The organism is Pseudoalteromonas sp. S408 (assembly GCF_005886645.1).
Lineage (GTDB): Bacteria > Pseudomonadota > Gammaproteobacteria > Enterobacterales > Alteromonadaceae > Pseudoalteromonas.
Window position 1 is genome coordinate 249,121 of record NZ_PNDY01000004.1, and the last position, 16,837, is coordinate 265,957.

Consider the following 16,837-nt stretch of genomic DNA (forward strand, 5'->3'; position numbering starts at 1 on the left):
CATATAAAGATAAAAACTATGAGTGATCAAAATTATAACGCCGAAGCCATTGAGGTACTCAATGGATTAGATCCGGTAAAAAGACGCCCAGGGATGTACACCGATACTGTACGTCCAAACCATTTAGGCCAAGAGGTTATCGATAACAGTGTCGATGAAGCTATGGCGGGTCATGCAACTAAAATTGACGTAATTCTACACGAAGACAATTCGCTTGAAGTCAGTGATGACGGCCGTGGTATGCCAATCGATATTCACCCAGAAGAAGGTATTCCTGGGATAGAGCTTATTTTTACTAAGCTGCATGCCGGTGGTAAATTCTCAAACAAAAACTACCAGTTTTCAGGTGGTTTACACGGGGTAGGTATTTCGGTTGTAAATGCATTATCTACACGTGTAGAAGTAACCGTTCGCCGCGATGCACAGCAATATAGAATGGCGTTTGAAAACGGCGATAAAGTTGAGGATCTAAACGTTATAGGCACTGTCGGTAAACGCAACACCGGGACTACCGTGCGCTTTTGGGCCGATGCCAGCTATTTTGACTCTGCTAATTACTCCATAACCAAGCTTAATCATTTATTGAAAGCTAAAGCGGTACTTTGCCCTGGTTTGCGTATCAAATTTGTTAATAAACAAACAAAAGAAACCCAAGAGTGGTTTTACGAAACCGGCTTAAAAGATTACTTAATTGAAGCGGTTAAAGGTTTTGAAACGCTGCCACAAGACCCATTTGTAGGTGAGTTTAAAAGTGCTATTGAAGGCGTTGATTGGGCCGTAGTCTGGCTGCCAGAGGGCGGTGAATCTATCGCTGAAAGCTACGTAAACTTAATCCCTACTGCGCAAGGCGGCACGCATGTTAATGGTTTACGCCAAGGCTTACTTGAAGCCATGCGAGAGTTTTGTGAATTTAGAAACCTATTACCTCGTGGTGTAAAGCTTACCCCAGACGATATATGGGAGCGCTGTAGTTATGTGCTTTCGGTTAAAATGCAAGACCCTCAGTTTGCAGGCCAAACAAAAGAAAAACTATCATCACGCACGTGTGCGGCACTTGTTTCGGGCGTTGTAAAAGATGCATTTAGCCTTTGGTTAAATGAACACACAGATACAGCAGAGTTGTTAGCTGAACTGTGTATATCTAATGCACAAAGTCGTTTAAAAGCCGCTAAAAAAGTAGTGCGTAAACGCGTAACAGCAGGCCCCGCATTACCGGGTAAACTTACCGACTGTAGTGCAGCCGATAACGACCGCACCGAACTATTTTTAGTAGAGGGTGACTCTGCTGGTGGCTCGGCAAAACAAGCCCGTGACCGTGAATTTCAGGCAATTATGCCTTTGCGTGGTAAAATTTTAAATACGTGGGAAGTAGAGTCTGGGCAAATACTAGCATCACAAGAGGTGCATGATATTTCGGTTGCTTTAGGTATCGACCCCGACTCAGCCGACATGAGTGGGCTACGCTATAATAAAATTTGTATTTTGGCTGATGCAGACTCTGATGGTCTTCATATTGCCACTTTGCTGTGCGCCTTGTTTGTTCGTCACTTTCCGCAGTTAGTAAAAACGGGTCATGTATACGTAGCAATGCCACCATTATTTAGAATCGATATTGGTAAAGAGGTATATTACGCTCTTGATGAAGAGGAAAAAACAAGCATCTTAGCGCGCATTGAGGCAGAGAAAAAACGCGGTAAAGTTAACGTACAGCGATTTAAAGGATTGGGTGAAATGAACCCACTGCAGCTTCGCGAAACCACCATGGATCCAAATACCCGACGCTTAGTTCAATTAACACTGGATGAAGAAGCACAAACTATGGAAATGATGGATATGTTGCTTGCTAAAAAACGTTCACCAGACAGACGCCAATGGCTCGAAGATCATGGTAATAAGGCGCAAGTATAATTACTGGTGTTTGTCATTAGGAGATATAAATGAATAAATTACTAGCAAGTGTATTGTTGCTGTTTATAACAAGTGCCCCTGTTATGGCTAAAAATATACTCGATAAGCTCACTGTAGCACCTGGTTTTGAACTTAGCTTATTTGCAGATGACGTTGAAAATGCGCGTCAAATTGCGGTATCTAAAAAAGGTATTGTTTATGCGGGCTCTCGTAAAGCGGGCAATGTGTATGCATTAATAGATCATAATAGTGATGGTGTAGCAGACAAAAAAATTGTGGTAGCGAGTGGCTTAAACATGCCATCAGGGCTCGCAATTAAAGAGGGGGATTTATACGTTGCTGAGGTGCACCGTATAATTCGATTTAAAAATATTGATACCCAATTAAAAGATCCAAAATTTGATGTGATTTACAGTGCACTTCCATCAGAGCGCCACCATGGCTGGAAGTTTTTACGCTTTACACCCACAGGGGAATTACTCATTCCGGTTGGTGTGCCCTGTAACATTTGTGCTGAAGATGAGCGTTTCGGTCGTATTTTCTCACTTAATGTAGAAACCAAACAAATTAAAACTGTAGCGCAAGGTGTTCGCAATTCGGTTGGATTTGATTTTCATCCAAGTACTCAGGCTTTGTGGTTTAGTGATAATGGCCGCGACATGATGGGCGATGATATTCCACCCGATGAAATAAACCGCGTTAGCACTGAAGGTGAGCATTTTGGTTTTCCTTATATTCACGCCGGTGCAATTGTTGATCCTGAATTTGGTGAAGGTAAAAATATTGCTGATTACACTTCTCCTGCGCTGGCACTCCCTGCCCATGTTGCCCCATTAGGTATTCATTTTTACAATGCAAAACAATTCCCAGCAAGCTATAAAGAGCAATTGTTTGTTGCCGAGCACGGGTCGTGGAATCGTAGTAAAAAAGCAGGCTACAAAGTTGCTGTAGCAAACATAGAGCAAGGCCGTGTGACTAAATACACACCGTTTATTACCGGCTTTATGAAAGACGAAACAACATTTGGACGCCCAGTTGCATTTGCAGAGTTAGGTGACGGCAGTCTGTTAGTAAGTGACGATTACGCCAATGTAATCTACCGCGTAAGCTATAAGAAAAACTAGGTAAGCTTTAATGAGTGATACAGATACCTTGCTGATGCAAGGAATAGAGCAACAAACAATGGGGCGCTTTACTGAAGACGCCTATTTAAACTATTCCATGTACGTGATCATGGATCGTGCTTTACCCCATGTGGGTGATGGCTTAAAACCCGTGCAGCGTCGTATTATTTACGCGATGAGCGAATTAGGTTTATCGGCCGCTGCTAAATATAAAAAGTCAGCCCGTACCGTGGGTGACGTACTCGGTAAATATCACCCGCATGGAGATAGTGCCTGTTACGAAGCGATGGTACTTATGGCGCAACCGTTTTCGTATCGGTATCCACTTGTTGACGGCCAAGGAAACTGGGGCGCTGCTGATGATCCTAAATCATTTGCTGCAATGCGTTATACAGAAGCGCGTTTATCTAAATTTTCAGAAGTACTACTAAAAGAGCTTGGCCAAGGCACTGTTGATTGGACGCCAAATTTTGATGGCACAATGGATGAGCCCTTAGTATTACCTTCGCGCTTACCGCATATTTTACTTAACGGCATTACCGGTATTGCTGTTGGTATGGCGACTGATATTCCGCCGCATAACGTGCGAGAAGTTGCCAGTGCATGTTGTTTATTACTCGATAAACCAAAAACAGAACTTGATGAATTATTAGAGCTAGTACACGCACCTGACTACCCAACCGATGCAGAAATAATTACCCCAAAAGCCGACATTCATAAAATATATAAAACCGGTCGAGGCTCAATTAAAATGCGTGCGGTGTATACCGAAGAGCAAGGCGATATAGTGATCACCGCGCTTCCGCATCAGTGTTCAGGCGGTAAAGTACTTGAGCAAATAGCAGCGCAAATGAACGCGAAAAAACTGCCTATGATTGCTGATTTACGTGACGAGTCAGATCACGAAAATCCAACACGTATAGTGATTATACCGCGCTCTAATCGTATTAAAGCTGAGCCATTAATGGCTCACCTGTTTGCGACCACCGATTTAGAGAAAAACTACCGTGTTAACTTAAACATGCTCGGGCTAGATGGCCGCCCGCAAGTCAAAGACCTGCGTAGTATTTTAAGTGAATGGCTCATGTTTAGGCGCGAAACTGTTCGTCGTCGTTTGCAGTATCGTTTAGATAAAGTACTTGCACGCTTACATATTTTAGAAGGCTTATTAGCAGCGTTCTTAAATATTGATGAAGTGATTGAGATTATCCGTAGTGAAGATAAGCCAAAGCCTATTTTAATGCAGCGCTTTGATTTAACCGATATACAAGCAGAAGCTATTTTAGAGTTAAAACTTCGCCATTTAGCTAAACTAGAAGAGTTTAAAATTCGTGGCGAGCAAGATGAGCTTGCCAAAGAGCGTGATAAGTTAGAACTAACACTAGGTTCAGATCGTCGTATGTCAACGCTGCTTAAAAAAGAAATTCAAGAAGCTGCAGAAATGTATGGCGACGATCGCCGTTCACCAGTTATTGAACGTAGCGAAGCTAAAGCCCTTAACGAAAAAGATTTAATACCATCAGAGTCAGTGACTGTTGTTCTTTCAGACAAAGGGTGGGCACGTGTCGGTAAAGGGCATGACTTGGATGCAGAAGGCTTAAGTTATCGTTCGGGTGATGCCTATAGGGCTTCTGCGCGTGGTAAGAGTAATCAGCCCGCTGTATTTTTAGACTCAGCTGGGCGTGCGTTTGCTACTGACGCACATAGTTTACCGTCGGCACGTAGCCAAGGCGAGCCTATGACGGGGCGCTTTAACTTAACATCGGGTGCTAACTTTGAGCATGTTGTTATGGCTGAAGATAACCAAGTGCTGCTTATGGCGTCAGATGCCGGTTATGGTTTTATCACTGATTTTAAAGATCTTGTGAGTAAAAACAAAAACGGTAAAGCGTTAGTGAGTGTGCCTAAAGGCGGTATTTTACTACAGCCAATTAGAGTGAGCGATGTAGCTAGCGATTACTGTATGGCTATTTCTAATGAAGGGCGAATGCTTTTATTTCCACTGCGCGATTTACCTAAGCTAGGTAAAGGTAAAGGCAATAAAATTATTTCTATTCCTGGTGCAAAGGTACAGGCTCGAGAAGAGTTTGTGAAAGTACTGGCTGTTGTTCCGCTTGGAAGTAGCGTTACATTACATGCCGGCAAACGCAAGCTAACCCTTAAACCAACAGATTTAGAGCATTACCATGGAGAGCGAGGTCGTCGAGGTAACAAATTACCGCGAGGCTTGCAACGTGTTGATGAAGCCGTTGTTGAGTTAACACCTCAAGATGAAGAGCCTGTTGAAAGTGCAACAGATGAATCATAAGCGTTGAGTTAAACTATTACGGCCTGCAATTGCAGGCCGTTTTTGTTTATAGAACTCTATTTTTATCATCTTATTGTTTTGTGTTAGGCAATTAATTTTAGTATCGACTCTATTTCAGCGTACAGTTGTTCGCTATTGTCTCGTCTGTGTCACAAAATAACGCTATAATAGTGTCATAGTGCGTAATGACATGCGCACCGCACACAATTGATTTGGAGAACGAGTTTGTTAGCTGTAATACGTGTTTTTATTATGTTTATGTTTATATTATTGAGTTGTATTTTTGGTTTATTGCTTTCATTAGTTAGGCCCTTTCACCCAAATAATGTTCACATAATTGCAGGTTGGTTTGGTTCTATGGCCAAAATGATCGGTGTTAAATTAGTGCTTACACGCCATAAAGATGCTGAAAATATTGGCCCTGCAGTGTACGTTGCTAATCATCAAAATAGCTATGATTTATTTACAGTACCAGCAATGGTACCAAAAAACTGTGTAAGCCTTGGTAAAAAGAGCTTAAAGTGGATCCCATTTTTTGGTCAGCTTTATTGGCTGTCAGGTAATATTTTAATAGATAGAGCAAATCGTTCAAAAGCGGCTGGTACTATTTCAAAAGCAGCTGAAAAAATAAAGAAAAATGGTTTATCGGTTTGGGTTTTTGCTGAAGGTACTCGCAGCTATGGGCGCGGTTTATTGCCTTTTAAAACAGGTGCTTTTCATACCGCTATGAGCGCCGATGTGCCAGTGGTTCCCGTATGTATGAATACAACGCACAAAAGCATTAAGCTAAATCGTTGGGATAATGGTACAATTTACATCGAAATGTTAGCGCCTATATCACTTGATAAAAGTATAAGTGCGCGAGAGCACGCTCAAAACGTACATACTGTTATGGCTGCTAAAATAAACGAATTAGATGCTCAAGTGAGAGAGAAATAATGGAAAACTGGCGCGAAATAAGTGAAGACATCGTAAGTTCATTACTTGAAGATGGATCAGATCCTGAAATACTTTATGAAGTAGAACACCACTTTGTGTGTGAAGACTTCCCTAAGCTAGAGCAAGCTGCATTGGCTGCTTTTAAACTAGGTTACGATGTTGAAGAGCCAGCAGAGCTTGAGCTTGAAGATGGCAGCAAAATTTGGAGCTTCGACATAGTAGTAGAAGCTGAGCTAGACGTAGACGTCATTATGGAAGACGTTGATAAACTAGCGGCGCTTGCTGTTGAATGCGACGTTGAGTACGACGGTTGGGGCACATACTTTCAAGAGTAATTAGTGACTTAAGTATAAAAAATAAAAAAGGCGAGCATTTAACAATGCGCGCCTTTTTAGTTTTTAATTGATTGCTATATCAGGTTCATATCAATACTTAATAAACTTGAAGGGCTAAATCTAGGAGGCCATGGTTTAAACTTAGGTATTTAGAATAACTAAACATTTGCCCTGTCATGACATGATTTTTCAGCCTCAAGATAGATTACTTAATACTATTAGAGCCATTTTTTATTTTTAAAATACACGCCAATACCACCGGTAAGTATCACTAAAAACACAATAAATAGCGTAAATGCGTAAGGGTTGTCTGTTCCAGGTATACCGCCTACGTTAACCCCAAGCAAACCAGTTAAAAAGCCTAAAGGTAAAAACAAGGCTGCCACTACTGACATCACATACATACGTTGGTTTAACTGCTCAGAAACATGGTTAGTTACTGTTTGTTGAATAATTTGTGCGCGCTCTATTGAGCTGTCTAGCTCTTCAAGGTAGCGAATTAGTAGGTTAGTGGTTTCGTTTAGTTTTGCTTTATCGTCATCCAAAAGCCACTCATAATTACCGTTTACCATTGTAGTGAGCGCCTCTTTTTGAGGTTTTAAATAACGTTTTAGCGCAATAGTTTGGCGGCGTAACTGCGATAGCGCTTGGTTGTCAAAGCGCTTACTTGGCTCGTCAATTTCTTCTTCAAAGTCATCAAGTGTTTCATCTAAAGAATCAATAACACTTTGCATGCGTGAAGTCAGTTTTTGTGTAATAGCGCACACAAGCTCAGATATAGAGCACGGGCCTTTATTATCTTTTAATGAAGTGAGTACATCGTCAATAGATAAAAGGCGACGCTTACGCGAAGTGATGACGATATTTTCGTTAATAAATAAACGCACCGACACCATGTCTTCTGGGCTTTGCGCCGGATTTAAGTTTACACCGCGCAAAAACAGCAAGTGCCCATTTGTAGATTGAGTAATACGTGGGCGTGTTTCATCAGCTATAAACGATTCTAATTCGTAATCGGTTAAAAGCTCACAGTGTTTGAGCCAGTTCACAACATCGGTTTGGCTATAATCCATATGGACCCATAACTTACCTTGCTCAGGTTGCCAGTTGTGAAGATCTTCGCTGCTTTGTATAGCGCGAGCACCGCCTTTTTCATCAAGCACTAGGGCGTGAAGCAAACCGTTAATCATAATAATGTCTCATAATAGTGTAATTTTAATACTATAAACTATAGTGTATCTAACTGACCAAAACATATTTACTTTTAATAAGTTAAGATACTTTTTAAATTATTGCTCTAGCCTAAATACTGGCTTAATTATATTGCAGCAAGACGTGCATTGTGAGACTAATAGGCATTAAAGATCAATCAAATTGATTCATCGGTAAGATAAATTTATTTTGTTGGTCTTTTTATTTCTATAGCGTATAAACCTCTTTTTTACTAAGGGCACATTTATGACGACAAAAATAACAATAGGTTGGCGTGAGTGGTTAAGTTTACCTGAGCTTGGTATTGAGCGGATCAAGGCTAAAGTTGACACCGGAGCACGTACTTCATGTATTCATGCTATTAACATTGAAGAATACGAAGTTGATGGCGAAAAGTGGGTTAAATTTATAGCTCAACCATTACAAGATGACGAAGAGACTCAGATTACTTGTAATGCTAAAGTGAAAAAAATGAAATACGTAACCAGCTCTAGTGGTGAAAAGCAATTGCGTTATTTTATAGAAACAACATTACACGCGGGTGAACATAGCTGGCCTATTGAAGTCACCCTCACAAGCCGCGCAACCATGAAGTTTAGAATGTTGCTAGGTCGAACAGCCATGGAGAATCGTGTCGTTGTTGACACGGCATTATCTCATTTATTATAAAAAGTATTGGGCTTATGCTGCAAAAAGCAGCCATTAAGCAACAATGCTGTAAAATTTAGTTAAGGTTTTAACTATGAAAATCGGTATTTTATCTCGTAACAGAAAGTTATATTCAACACGTCGCTTAATCGAGGCTGCAGAGGCTCGTGGGCACGAAGTGAAAGTAATAGACGCACTTCGCTCTTACATGAATATAAACTCTGAACAGCCAGAAATTCACTATCGTGGTGAAAATTTAAAAGATTTTGATGCAATTGTGCCGCGTATTGGCGCATCAGTCACCTTTTACGGCTGTGCAGTTTTACGCCAATTTGAAATGATGGGGGTATACCCAGTAAACGAATCTGTGGCTATTTCTCGTTCGCGCGATAAATTGCGCTCATTGCAGTTATTGTCACGCAAGGGCGTAGGCATGCCTGTTACAGGTTTTGCGAGTAAACCAGATGATGTAAAAGATTTGTTAGAAATGGTTGGTGGTGCACCGGTTGTTATTAAATTACTCGAAGGTACACAAGGGATTGGTGTTGTACTGGCTGAAACGCGTAAAGCTGCAGAGAGTGTAATTGAAGCATTTATGGGCTTAAAAGCTAACATTATGGTTCAGGAATACATTAAAGAAGCGGGTGGTGCGGATATTCGCTGTTTTGTATTAGGTGATAAAGTAATTGCAGCAATGAAACGTCAAGCACAAGAAGGTGAGTTCCGTTCAAACCTTCATCGTGGCGGTAGCGCAACATTAGTACGTATTACTCCTGAAGAGCGTAAAACAGCAGTTGCTGCTGCTAAAGCGATGGGATTAAACGTAGCGGGTGTGGATTTACTTCGTTCATCTCGTGGGCCTTTAGTGATGGAAGTTAACTCATCACCAGGTCTTGAAGGTATTGAAATAGCAACAGGTAAAGATATTGCAGGTATGGTGATTGATTTCATCGAAAAGAATGCCTCAAGTAAAGGAACCGCAACTCGTGGCAAAGGTTAAAATTAACCGCCCTTTCACTTTACTAGGTGAAAGTATTGGTGTTGGTGAACGTAAAACGTTAGCTTTAGAAGCTGCAAAACTTTATACCCACTCACCCCTTAATATTCCTATAGAGGTTGTTAATGGCGTAATGGAAGGCCCTGTACTGATGGTATGTGCCGCTATCCATGGCGATGAGCTAAATGGGGTAGAAGTTGTTCGTCAATTACTGGCTAAAATTGATCCAAACCAGTTACGTGGCACGCTTATCGCTGTGCCAATTGTGAATGTGTTTGGCTTTATTCATAAGTCGCGCTATTTACCTGACCGTCGCGATATGAACCGCAGTTTCCCTGGTTCTGAAAGAGGGTCGCTAGCGGGTCGTATGGCTTATATGTTTTTCAATCAAGTTGCGGTGCATTGCACGCATATTATTGATTTACATACAGGGGCTATTCACCGAACAAACTTGCCACAAATACGTGCAAATTTGGCGGATGAAGCTACTGCGCAGATGGCCAAAGCCTTTGGTACACCGGCGGTGATTGATGCCTCGCTACGCAATGGCTCACTAAGAAGTGAAGCGGCTAATTTAGGCATACCGGTTATTACTTATGAAGCGGGTGAGGCACTGCGTTTTGACCCAATTGCAATAGCCGCCGGCGTGCAAGGGGTTGACTATGTAATGCGCCATTTAAAAATGATGCGCGGCAAACGCCCTAAAAAACTACCAGAGCCTGTTATTGCAAGCTCTACAAGCTGGGTACGTGCTGAAGTAGATGGCATTGTACGTGCTCAAGTGTCGCTGGGTGAGCGCGTAACAAAAGGGCAAATACTTGCTTATATAAGTAGCCCGCTTGGTGACTCTGAACTTGAGTTACTAGCACCACGAAGTGGTATTGTAATTGGTCAGCAAACTATGCCATTGGTTAATGAAGGTGATGCAGTTTTTCATATTGCTTATTTTGCTCATGCTAATAGCTTGGTTGAGCAGCAATTAGAAACATTTATTGATGAAATAAATGATTTAGATGAAGAACTAAAAACGGCAGAGTTAAATAACTAACCCTTTAGCAGCTATTAAAAAGCCGTTTTAGTTACTAAAACGGCTTTTTTTATGCAAAATTTATGATTTTTTAGGGCCTATAATTCGCTTAATTACCGGCGCTTTTGATGGTTTAGGCTCTGCGTTTAAAACGAGTACAGGGCGCGTAACAAATAAATTATTTGGGTAAATTACGCGGTGCCCATCAATATGTTCAAGTACAACATTCATTAAGCCCATCTCGACAATTCTACCTTCAACATGATTTGCGCCGTCAATAATACGTACCCAAAAACCAACACGGCAGTCGTTTTGAATAAACATTAATAAAAATGCGGTTAGATTGCTCAGTAATGACCATGCTGCAAATAGCGCGACACCTAACATTGCAAAGAGTGACGAGCCCAGAACCAGTAGCCCTCGTAGTTCAATACCCCAAAATACTAACACTAAACATAACATGACAAAGGCGAGAATAATTTTAAGTAGTAACTCTGCGCGGTATTTACGATGTAAATCTACTTTACCTTTAATGGCTTGCTCAAGTAGCTTTTTAGTTAGCTTTAATAGCACTGGAAAAAGTAACAAGGCAATAACGGTCACGATGAGTTTATATTGATCGGTGAGTAATTCTAAAACATCTAAAAATTCCAAAATAGCGCCTTTTACAGTTATGTGGTAGTTAAAAGTAGTAAATAAAGCAACACGTTAGGTTGAATTTCAACTAGCTTAAAGGCCTTAGTTTAGCGTGTTATTTTGGCGCTAAGTAGCAATTTAAAAAGATTTTTTTACACTGACAAGCCACTGCACAGAGTCGACATCGTCAGCGCTATCTATGGGAGCGGCTATATCAAGATGGATCATAGTGCCTGCATTTGCTCTACTCGGCGCTAGGCGCAAACCAACGCCCACATTTTTGAGTACATGATTATTTTCGCCATTTGTTTGGTTATTAAACCATGCTCTACCAATATCTATAAAGCCCGCGCCACCTACTTTGAATAGTTGTAGTAAATCGTACTCCCAGTAGTAGCGTTTTTCTAGGCTCACTAAAAAGCTACGGTCGCCATGTTGGTAATCCATAGGGTAGCCACGCAGGCCTGTTTCGCCACCTAAGGTAAGCTGTTGGTCGGCAGTTAGGTTTTTTGTGTATTGCACGCGGCCTTTTACATACCAAGATTGATCAACACTTGTATTTAGATAATATTGTACTTGCGATGTCGCTTTAAAGTTTTCGAGTTGCTTTTGTTCTTCGTTCCAAAATCCCTCTAAATCCGTGCTAAAACGCCAAAGCGTATTATCGCCAGAAAAATGCGCTGTTTTCACATTAAGCGAATAAACAAGGCGGCTATCATCGTTACTCAACGATTCATCTGAATAACCCAGCAGTGCTTTTGCATTCCAACCTAGGTTTAAATCTTCAGTGCGATAAATACTGTCAAAATTTCGTACCTTAATAAAATTATCCTCAAACCAATGGCCGCTAATATAGGGATAACTGTAGCTTCTATCTTTAGCTAAAGGCTCAAATGTGGTTTGAATGGCACTGAATGTATGCTGCTCATCTACATAACCTAAGCTAATTCGCTGAGTCCAGCTATTACTGAGTGCTTTAGAATGACCAATAAAAATGCGATTGAGATCGGTTGTTTGATCAAATTCACTAATTTCTTTACCACGCCGATATAGTGACTCTTCTCGTTGTTCTGAATAGCTTAAAATACCGTAGCTGTAAGGTGTGTCTATGGCATAAAATGGATAAGTAAGCTCAAGTAAATGACGCTTACCATCGCTGTTATCGGCATACTCTATGCGACCACGGTAGCGGCTAGAAAAAATATTAGGATCGTCGTAAACAAATAAGTAACCGCTGCGGTCGCTGTCGGTTGTGCGAGAAAAAGACAATCTTTTTCCCCAGCCAAACAAGTTTGATTCTCTAAAACCAATACTCGATTTATTTTCTCCACCGCTGCGGCTAAAGTTTATTTCTGGCAAGAGCGTCCATAAATCACGGGTAATTACTTTAACATCTATATCGCCATCACAGTTTTCTGTTGCGCTAATTTGTGCGTCGTAAAGGTAGTTTTCTTTTCGCAGCAGGCGCTCCGATTCAGAAAGTTTTTTAGCATCGTAAAGGTCGCCAGAGTTAAAAAGCAGTAGGTTTTTGATTACTTCAGGTTCGGTTTGAATGTGCGCGCGGTTAGCAAATCTAAACAGTGCGTTATTTTCTTCTTCCAGCGCAGTATTAAATACATTGAGTTGTTCTAGCGTAATAGTGGCTATTCTAGCATTTGGTTTTGTAGCAAACAGTAGCGTTTCATCGCTGAGTTGGCGACGTAATTTTTCTTCACTCAAATGTATTGATGATTCAAGCGGGCAGGTACCTGTGTTTGTAGGAAATGGCTCTGCATAAGCATTAGACATTAATAGACACAGAACAATAACCCCAACACAACAGGGTGAAAACCACGTATTACTGATCATTTAACCCCTTATTTACTGCGTAGTAAACTACACCCGTAATATTAGCTTACATCATTGTTATTTAAATGTAAGTAAAAAGCATAGGGGTTAAAAAATAATTAATTTAGTTTATTAAAAACTATTTGTTTAAAAGAGCCGTTTAGGTGTTAACTATTGCCCGATTATAAAAACAGTTTATTCATCCATCGCTAAATCGGGTTAATTTAAATAAAAAGCCAACGCGGCTAATAAATATTCTGCTTCAGGCCCTTCGCCGTTAATCCAAATACTTTGACTGTAATGCTCGTAATTTAAATTAAACGTTTGTTGGCTATAAGAAAAGCGCACCTGATGCCTATCGGCTCCCGCCGAATACTCGCTAATAGCGATATCGTCTGAATGTAGGAATAATGTACTCCACAGCTCAAAGTCTTCATCGTGAGGTGGCTCTGTTGGGGTAATGATGATGCATTGGTGTGTGTGGTCGTAATCTATTTTGCTCATATTATGCTTATTGTGTGGCTAAGTAGTTGCGAATTGCTGTTAAAAAAGCACCGCCATATTTATTTAATTTGGTAAAACCAACCCCCGACACTTTTAAAAATTCACTGTCGTTGGTAGGCATGAGCTGCGCCATTTCGGCTAACGTTTTATCGTTAAATACCACATACGGTGGCACATCGTCGGCATCGGCTAGCTCTTTGCGTAATGAACGCAAGCGAGCGAATAGTTTTTTATCGTAATTAAATTGCGCGAGCTTATCTTGGTATACGTGTTTTGCTTGTAATCGAGGCTCAGCTAATTGCAGTGCATATTCGCTTTTTAATATAGCGCGGGCGGCTTCGGTTAATCGCAACGAAGCGCCTTGCGTTATATCTTGGCTTAGTAACCCTTGGTGAATGAGTTGGCGTAAAATACTCAGCCAAAACTCACTACTTCTGTCTTTACCAATACCATAGGTGCTCAACTGGTGATGATTGTTATCGCGAATACGACTCGTGTTGGCACCGCGTAATAGTTCTACAATGTACCCTAAACCAAATCGCTGCTCAGCTCTGTATACACACGAAAGTGCTTGCTGGGCAACAAGCGTTCCGTCAAAGCTTTTAGGTGGATTTAAGCAAATATCGCAGTTACCACATTGTTCTCGTTGGTATTCACTAAAGTAGTTAAGCAGTATCTGACGACGACACGTTTGCGCCTCAGCAAAGCTTGCCATAGCATTAAAGCGTTGCTCTTCTACTCTTCGACGTTGTTCATCGTCAATGTCTTCAAAAAATCGCCTTACACGGCCTATATCGGCAGGATCAAAGTACATGATTGCTTCTGCGGCTAAGCCGTCGCGTCCTGCTCTGCCTGTTTCTTGATAGTACGCTTCTATGCTTTTAGGTATGTCGTAATGCAGTACAAAGCGTACATTGGGTTTGTTTATACCCATACCAAAAGCCACAGTAGCAACGACTATTTGGATATCATCACGGGCAAACCCTGTTTGCACAAACTGGCGTTGCTCATTGCTCATCCCTGCATGGTAAGCGGCTGCATTAAGGCCTGCATCGGCCAGCTTTTCTGCTATGTCGTCAACACGCTTTCGACTAGTGCAATAAATAATGCCACTTTGGTTTTTTTGTTCTTTTAGGTAGCGCAACAGTTGCACCATAGGTCTAAATTTTTCTTCTATGGTGTAACGAATATTAGGTCTGTCGAAACTGCCAGTGTGAATGTAAGGCTGCTGAAGTTTTAACTGTTCAACAATATCAAAGCGTGTGGCTTTATCTGCGGTGGCGGTCAGGGCCATCATAGGCACGTGAGCAAAACGCTGCTTAAGTTCGTTTAAGCGAAAATAATGCGGCCTAAAATCATGCCCCCAATGCGACACACAATGCGCTTCGTCAATGGCAAATAAGCTTATTTTTAAATGCGATAATCGCTCTAAAAAGTCACGTTGTAATACTTTCTCTGGGGCTACATATAATAGTTTAATAAGCCCTTGGTGAAGTTGCTGATAAACTGACTGCTGTTCTTCGCGTGCTAGGCTGTTATTCACATAAGCCGCTTTTACACCTAAAGCTTGAAGCTGCGCAACTTGATCTTGCATAAGTGAAATAAGTGGTGAGATAACAATAGTAACCCCTTCAAGAACTAATGCCGGAATTTGATAACACACAGATTTCCCGCCACCAGTGGGTAGCAAAACAAGTGTGTCCTGACCATTTAAAGCGGCATCAATAACGGCTTTTTGGCCATCTCGAAATTCGCTGTAACCAAACACTTGTTTGAGGACAGTCTCGGGTTTTCGCACTAACGTGCTTGAAGGAAGCGTAGATGTATTCATTGGCGGGTATTTTAGTGTTTTTTTTATAAGATGTCTTTAGCTTTACGCTCGTAGTTTTACACAAGGTATGTTTTACTCGTTGTACCTATTAATTTCAGAGAATAATAATGAATAAAGAAATGTTAATTGAACAAGTGGGTGCGCTATTTGTAAATGGCATGCCGTTTAATCAATTTTTAAATATATCGGTAGAATCACTTAGCCCAGAACAAGCTAAAATTACATTTCCCTGGCAGGATGTTTTTATAGGTAACCCAGCTCAAAAAATTCTTCATGGTGGGATTATTTCAGCCGTACTTGATAACGTAGGCGGCATGCTTGCAGCGGCCAGTGTGATAGACAAGCTAACCGATTTAGATATGAACAGTGTGCAAAAAAAATTAGCAACACTTGGCACTATTGATTTACGCACTGATTATTTGCGCCCGGGAAAAGGGGATGTGTTTACCGCCAGTGCCACGCTTATTCGTTCAGGTAATAAAGTGTGCGTGTGCAGAATGGAATTACATAACGAGCAATCAGTGCAAATAGCTTTTGGAACAGGCACGTATTTAGTTGGATAAAATCTGTTAGGCGAGTAAACTGGCGACCTTTTAAATCACTAAGTGTTTACTATGCCAATTGTTACCGAGCAGCGTAAAGGCGCAATTTTTGCTTGTCTTGCTTTTGTTATGTGGGGTCTTGCCCCCATTTATTTCAAGTTAATCCAACATGTGACCGCATTTGAAATCTTAATGCATCGTGTGGTGTGGTCAGTCGTATTTTTAATTTTAGTGGTGAGTGTTTTAAAGTACTGGCGTAAAATTAAGCACATTATAATACAGCCTAAGCTGATGCTAATGTTAGTTATTACCTCTGGTTTACTTGGTTTTAACTGGGGTTTATTTATATGGGCGATTAACAATAACCATATGCTTGATGCAAGTTTAGGTTATTACATAAATCCGCTTTTAAATGTTTTGTTAGGCATGCTTTTTTTAGGTGAGCGCCTCCGAAAATTTCAAGGGGTTGCTGTTGGGTTGGCATTCTCTGGGGTGATACTTCAATTAGTAAGCTTTGGCTCGTTTCCTGTGGTGGCATTTTCACTTGCTATATCGTTTGCACTGTATGGCCTATTACGAAAAAAGCTGCCTGTTGAGGCGTTACCCGGTATATTACTCGAGGCATTAATATTATTGCCAGTAGCACTGGTTTACTGGTGGATGATGACACCTTCTGCTACATCAAGTTTGCCTAATAACGATTGGCTTACCAACTTATTACTTATAAGCGCAGGCATTGTTACCACACTACCGCTGCTTTGCTTTACAGGTGCGGCTAAACGCCTGCAATATACAACCCTTGGCTTTTTCCAATACATTGGGCCTAGTTTAATGTTTATACTTGCTGTGGTGTTTTACGATGAGGTATTTGATACTGAAAGGCTTATTACCTTTGCGTGTATTTGGAGTGCACTGGCTATTTTTAGTTGGGATTCTTACCATCAATCACGTAAGCGTAAAAAAGCGGCCATTACAGCCGCCGAAATTGCTTAAATTTTA

Annotated in this window: 15 protein-coding genes; 10 read left to right on the forward strand and 5 right to left on the reverse strand. The window is 41.1% G+C overall.

Annotated elements, in window-relative coordinates; genetic code table 11:
• Positions 1-18 precede the first annotated feature (18 nt).
• The 5 genes from parE (at position 19) to rraB (ending at position 6,614) form a co-directional block, all read left to right on the forward strand.
• Positions 19-1,908, forward strand: coding sequence for a DNA topoisomerase IV subunit B (parE, locus tag CWB62_RS05035; RefSeq protein WP_058552436.1), 1,890 nt, complete (start codon positions 19-21; stop codon positions 1,906-1,908).
• Positions 1,909-1,937: 29 nt separating this feature from the next.
• Positions 1,938-3,032, forward strand: a complete 1,095-nt coding sequence (locus CWB62_RS05040; RefSeq protein ID WP_138529093.1) for a PQQ-dependent sugar dehydrogenase — start codon at positions 1,938-1,940, stop codon at positions 3,030-3,032.
• Positions 3,033-3,042: 10 nt separating this feature from the next.
• A complete protein-coding gene (parC, locus tag CWB62_RS05045) occupies positions 3,043-5,340 on the forward strand; it encodes a DNA topoisomerase IV subunit A (protein WP_058405844.1) in 2,298 nt (765 codons plus the stop codon).
• Positions 5,341-5,565: 225 nt separating this feature from the next.
• Positions 5,566-6,279 carry a 1-acylglycerol-3-phosphate O-acyltransferase gene (locus CWB62_RS05050; protein ID WP_058552433.1) on the forward strand — a complete coding sequence of 238 codons (714 nt, stop codon included), beginning with the start codon at positions 5,566-5,568 and terminating at the stop codon, positions 6,277-6,279.
• A complete protein-coding gene (gene rraB / locus CWB62_RS05055) occupies positions 6,279-6,614 on the forward strand; it encodes a ribonuclease E inhibitor RraB (RefSeq protein WP_006793171.1) in 336 nt (111 codons plus the stop codon). Before CWB62_RS05050 ends, rraB begins: the two co-directional genes overlap by 1 nt.
• A gap of 218 nt (positions 6,615-6,832) precedes the next feature.
• On the opposite strand, the gene CWB62_RS05060 is transcribed toward rraB, so the two are convergent.
• The gene (locus CWB62_RS05060; protein WP_058405846.1) at positions 6,833-7,804 is read right to left on the reverse strand and encodes a zinc transporter ZntB; all 972 of its coding nucleotides are present in this window, start codon (positions 7,802-7,804) and stop codon (positions 6,833-6,835) included.
• 268 nt (positions 7,805-8,072) lie between these two features.
• On the opposite strand from CWB62_RS05060, the gene CWB62_RS05065 reads away from it, so the two are divergent.
• The 3 genes from CWB62_RS05065 to CWB62_RS05075 all read left to right on the forward strand — a co-directional run bounded on the left by CWB62_RS05065 (position 8,073) and on the right by CWB62_RS05075 (position 10,519).
• Positions 8,073-8,495 carry an ATP-dependent zinc protease family protein gene (locus CWB62_RS05065; RefSeq protein ID WP_058552430.1) on the forward strand — a complete coding sequence of 141 codons (423 nt, stop codon included), beginning with the start codon at positions 8,073-8,075 and terminating at the stop codon, positions 8,493-8,495.
• A 73-nt stretch (positions 8,496-8,568) separates the two neighbouring features.
• A complete protein-coding gene (gene rimK / locus CWB62_RS05070) occupies positions 8,569-9,474 on the forward strand; it encodes a 30S ribosomal protein S6--L-glutamate ligase (RefSeq protein WP_058405848.1) in 906 nt (301 codons plus the stop codon).
• A complete protein-coding gene (locus CWB62_RS05075) occupies positions 9,461-10,519 on the forward strand; it encodes a succinylglutamate desuccinylase/aspartoacylase family protein (protein ID WP_058405849.1) in 1,059 nt (352 codons plus the stop codon). Before rimK ends, CWB62_RS05075 begins: the two co-directional genes overlap by 14 nt.
• 60 nt (positions 10,520-10,579) lie before the next feature.
• On the opposite strand, the gene CWB62_RS05080 is transcribed toward CWB62_RS05075, so the two are convergent.
• The 4 genes from CWB62_RS05080 to recQ form a co-directional block, all read right to left on the reverse strand.
• Entirely contained in the window at positions 10,580-11,152 is a 573-nt protein-coding gene (locus CWB62_RS05080; protein WP_058405850.1) for a mechanosensitive ion channel domain-containing protein, read from the reverse strand.
• Positions 11,153-11,272: 120 nt separating this feature from the next.
• Entirely contained in the window at positions 11,273-12,982 is a 1,710-nt protein-coding gene (locus CWB62_RS05085; RefSeq protein ID WP_138529091.1) for a BamA/TamA family outer membrane protein, read from the reverse strand.
• 198 nt (positions 12,983-13,180) lie between these two features.
• On the reverse strand, positions 13,181-13,465 hold the full coding sequence (locus CWB62_RS05090; protein WP_138529088.1) for a DUF3630 family protein: 285 nt from the start codon (positions 13,463-13,465) through the stop codon (positions 13,181-13,183).
• Between the two features lie 7 nt (positions 13,466-13,472).
• Positions 13,473-15,296, reverse strand: coding sequence for a DNA helicase RecQ (gene recQ, locus CWB62_RS05095; RefSeq protein WP_138529086.1), 1,824 nt, complete (start codon positions 15,294-15,296; stop codon positions 13,473-13,475).
• A gap of 107 nt (positions 15,297-15,403) precedes the next feature.
• Here recQ and CWB62_RS05100 point away from each other — a divergent pair, with 107 nt between their 5' ends.
• Both CWB62_RS05100 and rarD read left to right on the forward strand, forming a co-directional pair.
• Complete coding sequence (locus CWB62_RS05100; RefSeq protein WP_006793162.1) at positions 15,404-15,859, forward strand: thioesterase family protein; 456 nt, start codon at positions 15,404-15,406, stop codon at positions 15,857-15,859.
• A gap of 51 nt (positions 15,860-15,910) precedes the next feature.
• Complete coding sequence (gene rarD, locus CWB62_RS05105) at positions 15,911-16,831, forward strand: EamA family transporter RarD (protein ID WP_058552426.1); 921 nt, start codon at positions 15,911-15,913, stop codon at positions 16,829-16,831.
• Positions 16,832-16,837 lie beyond the last annotated feature (6 nt).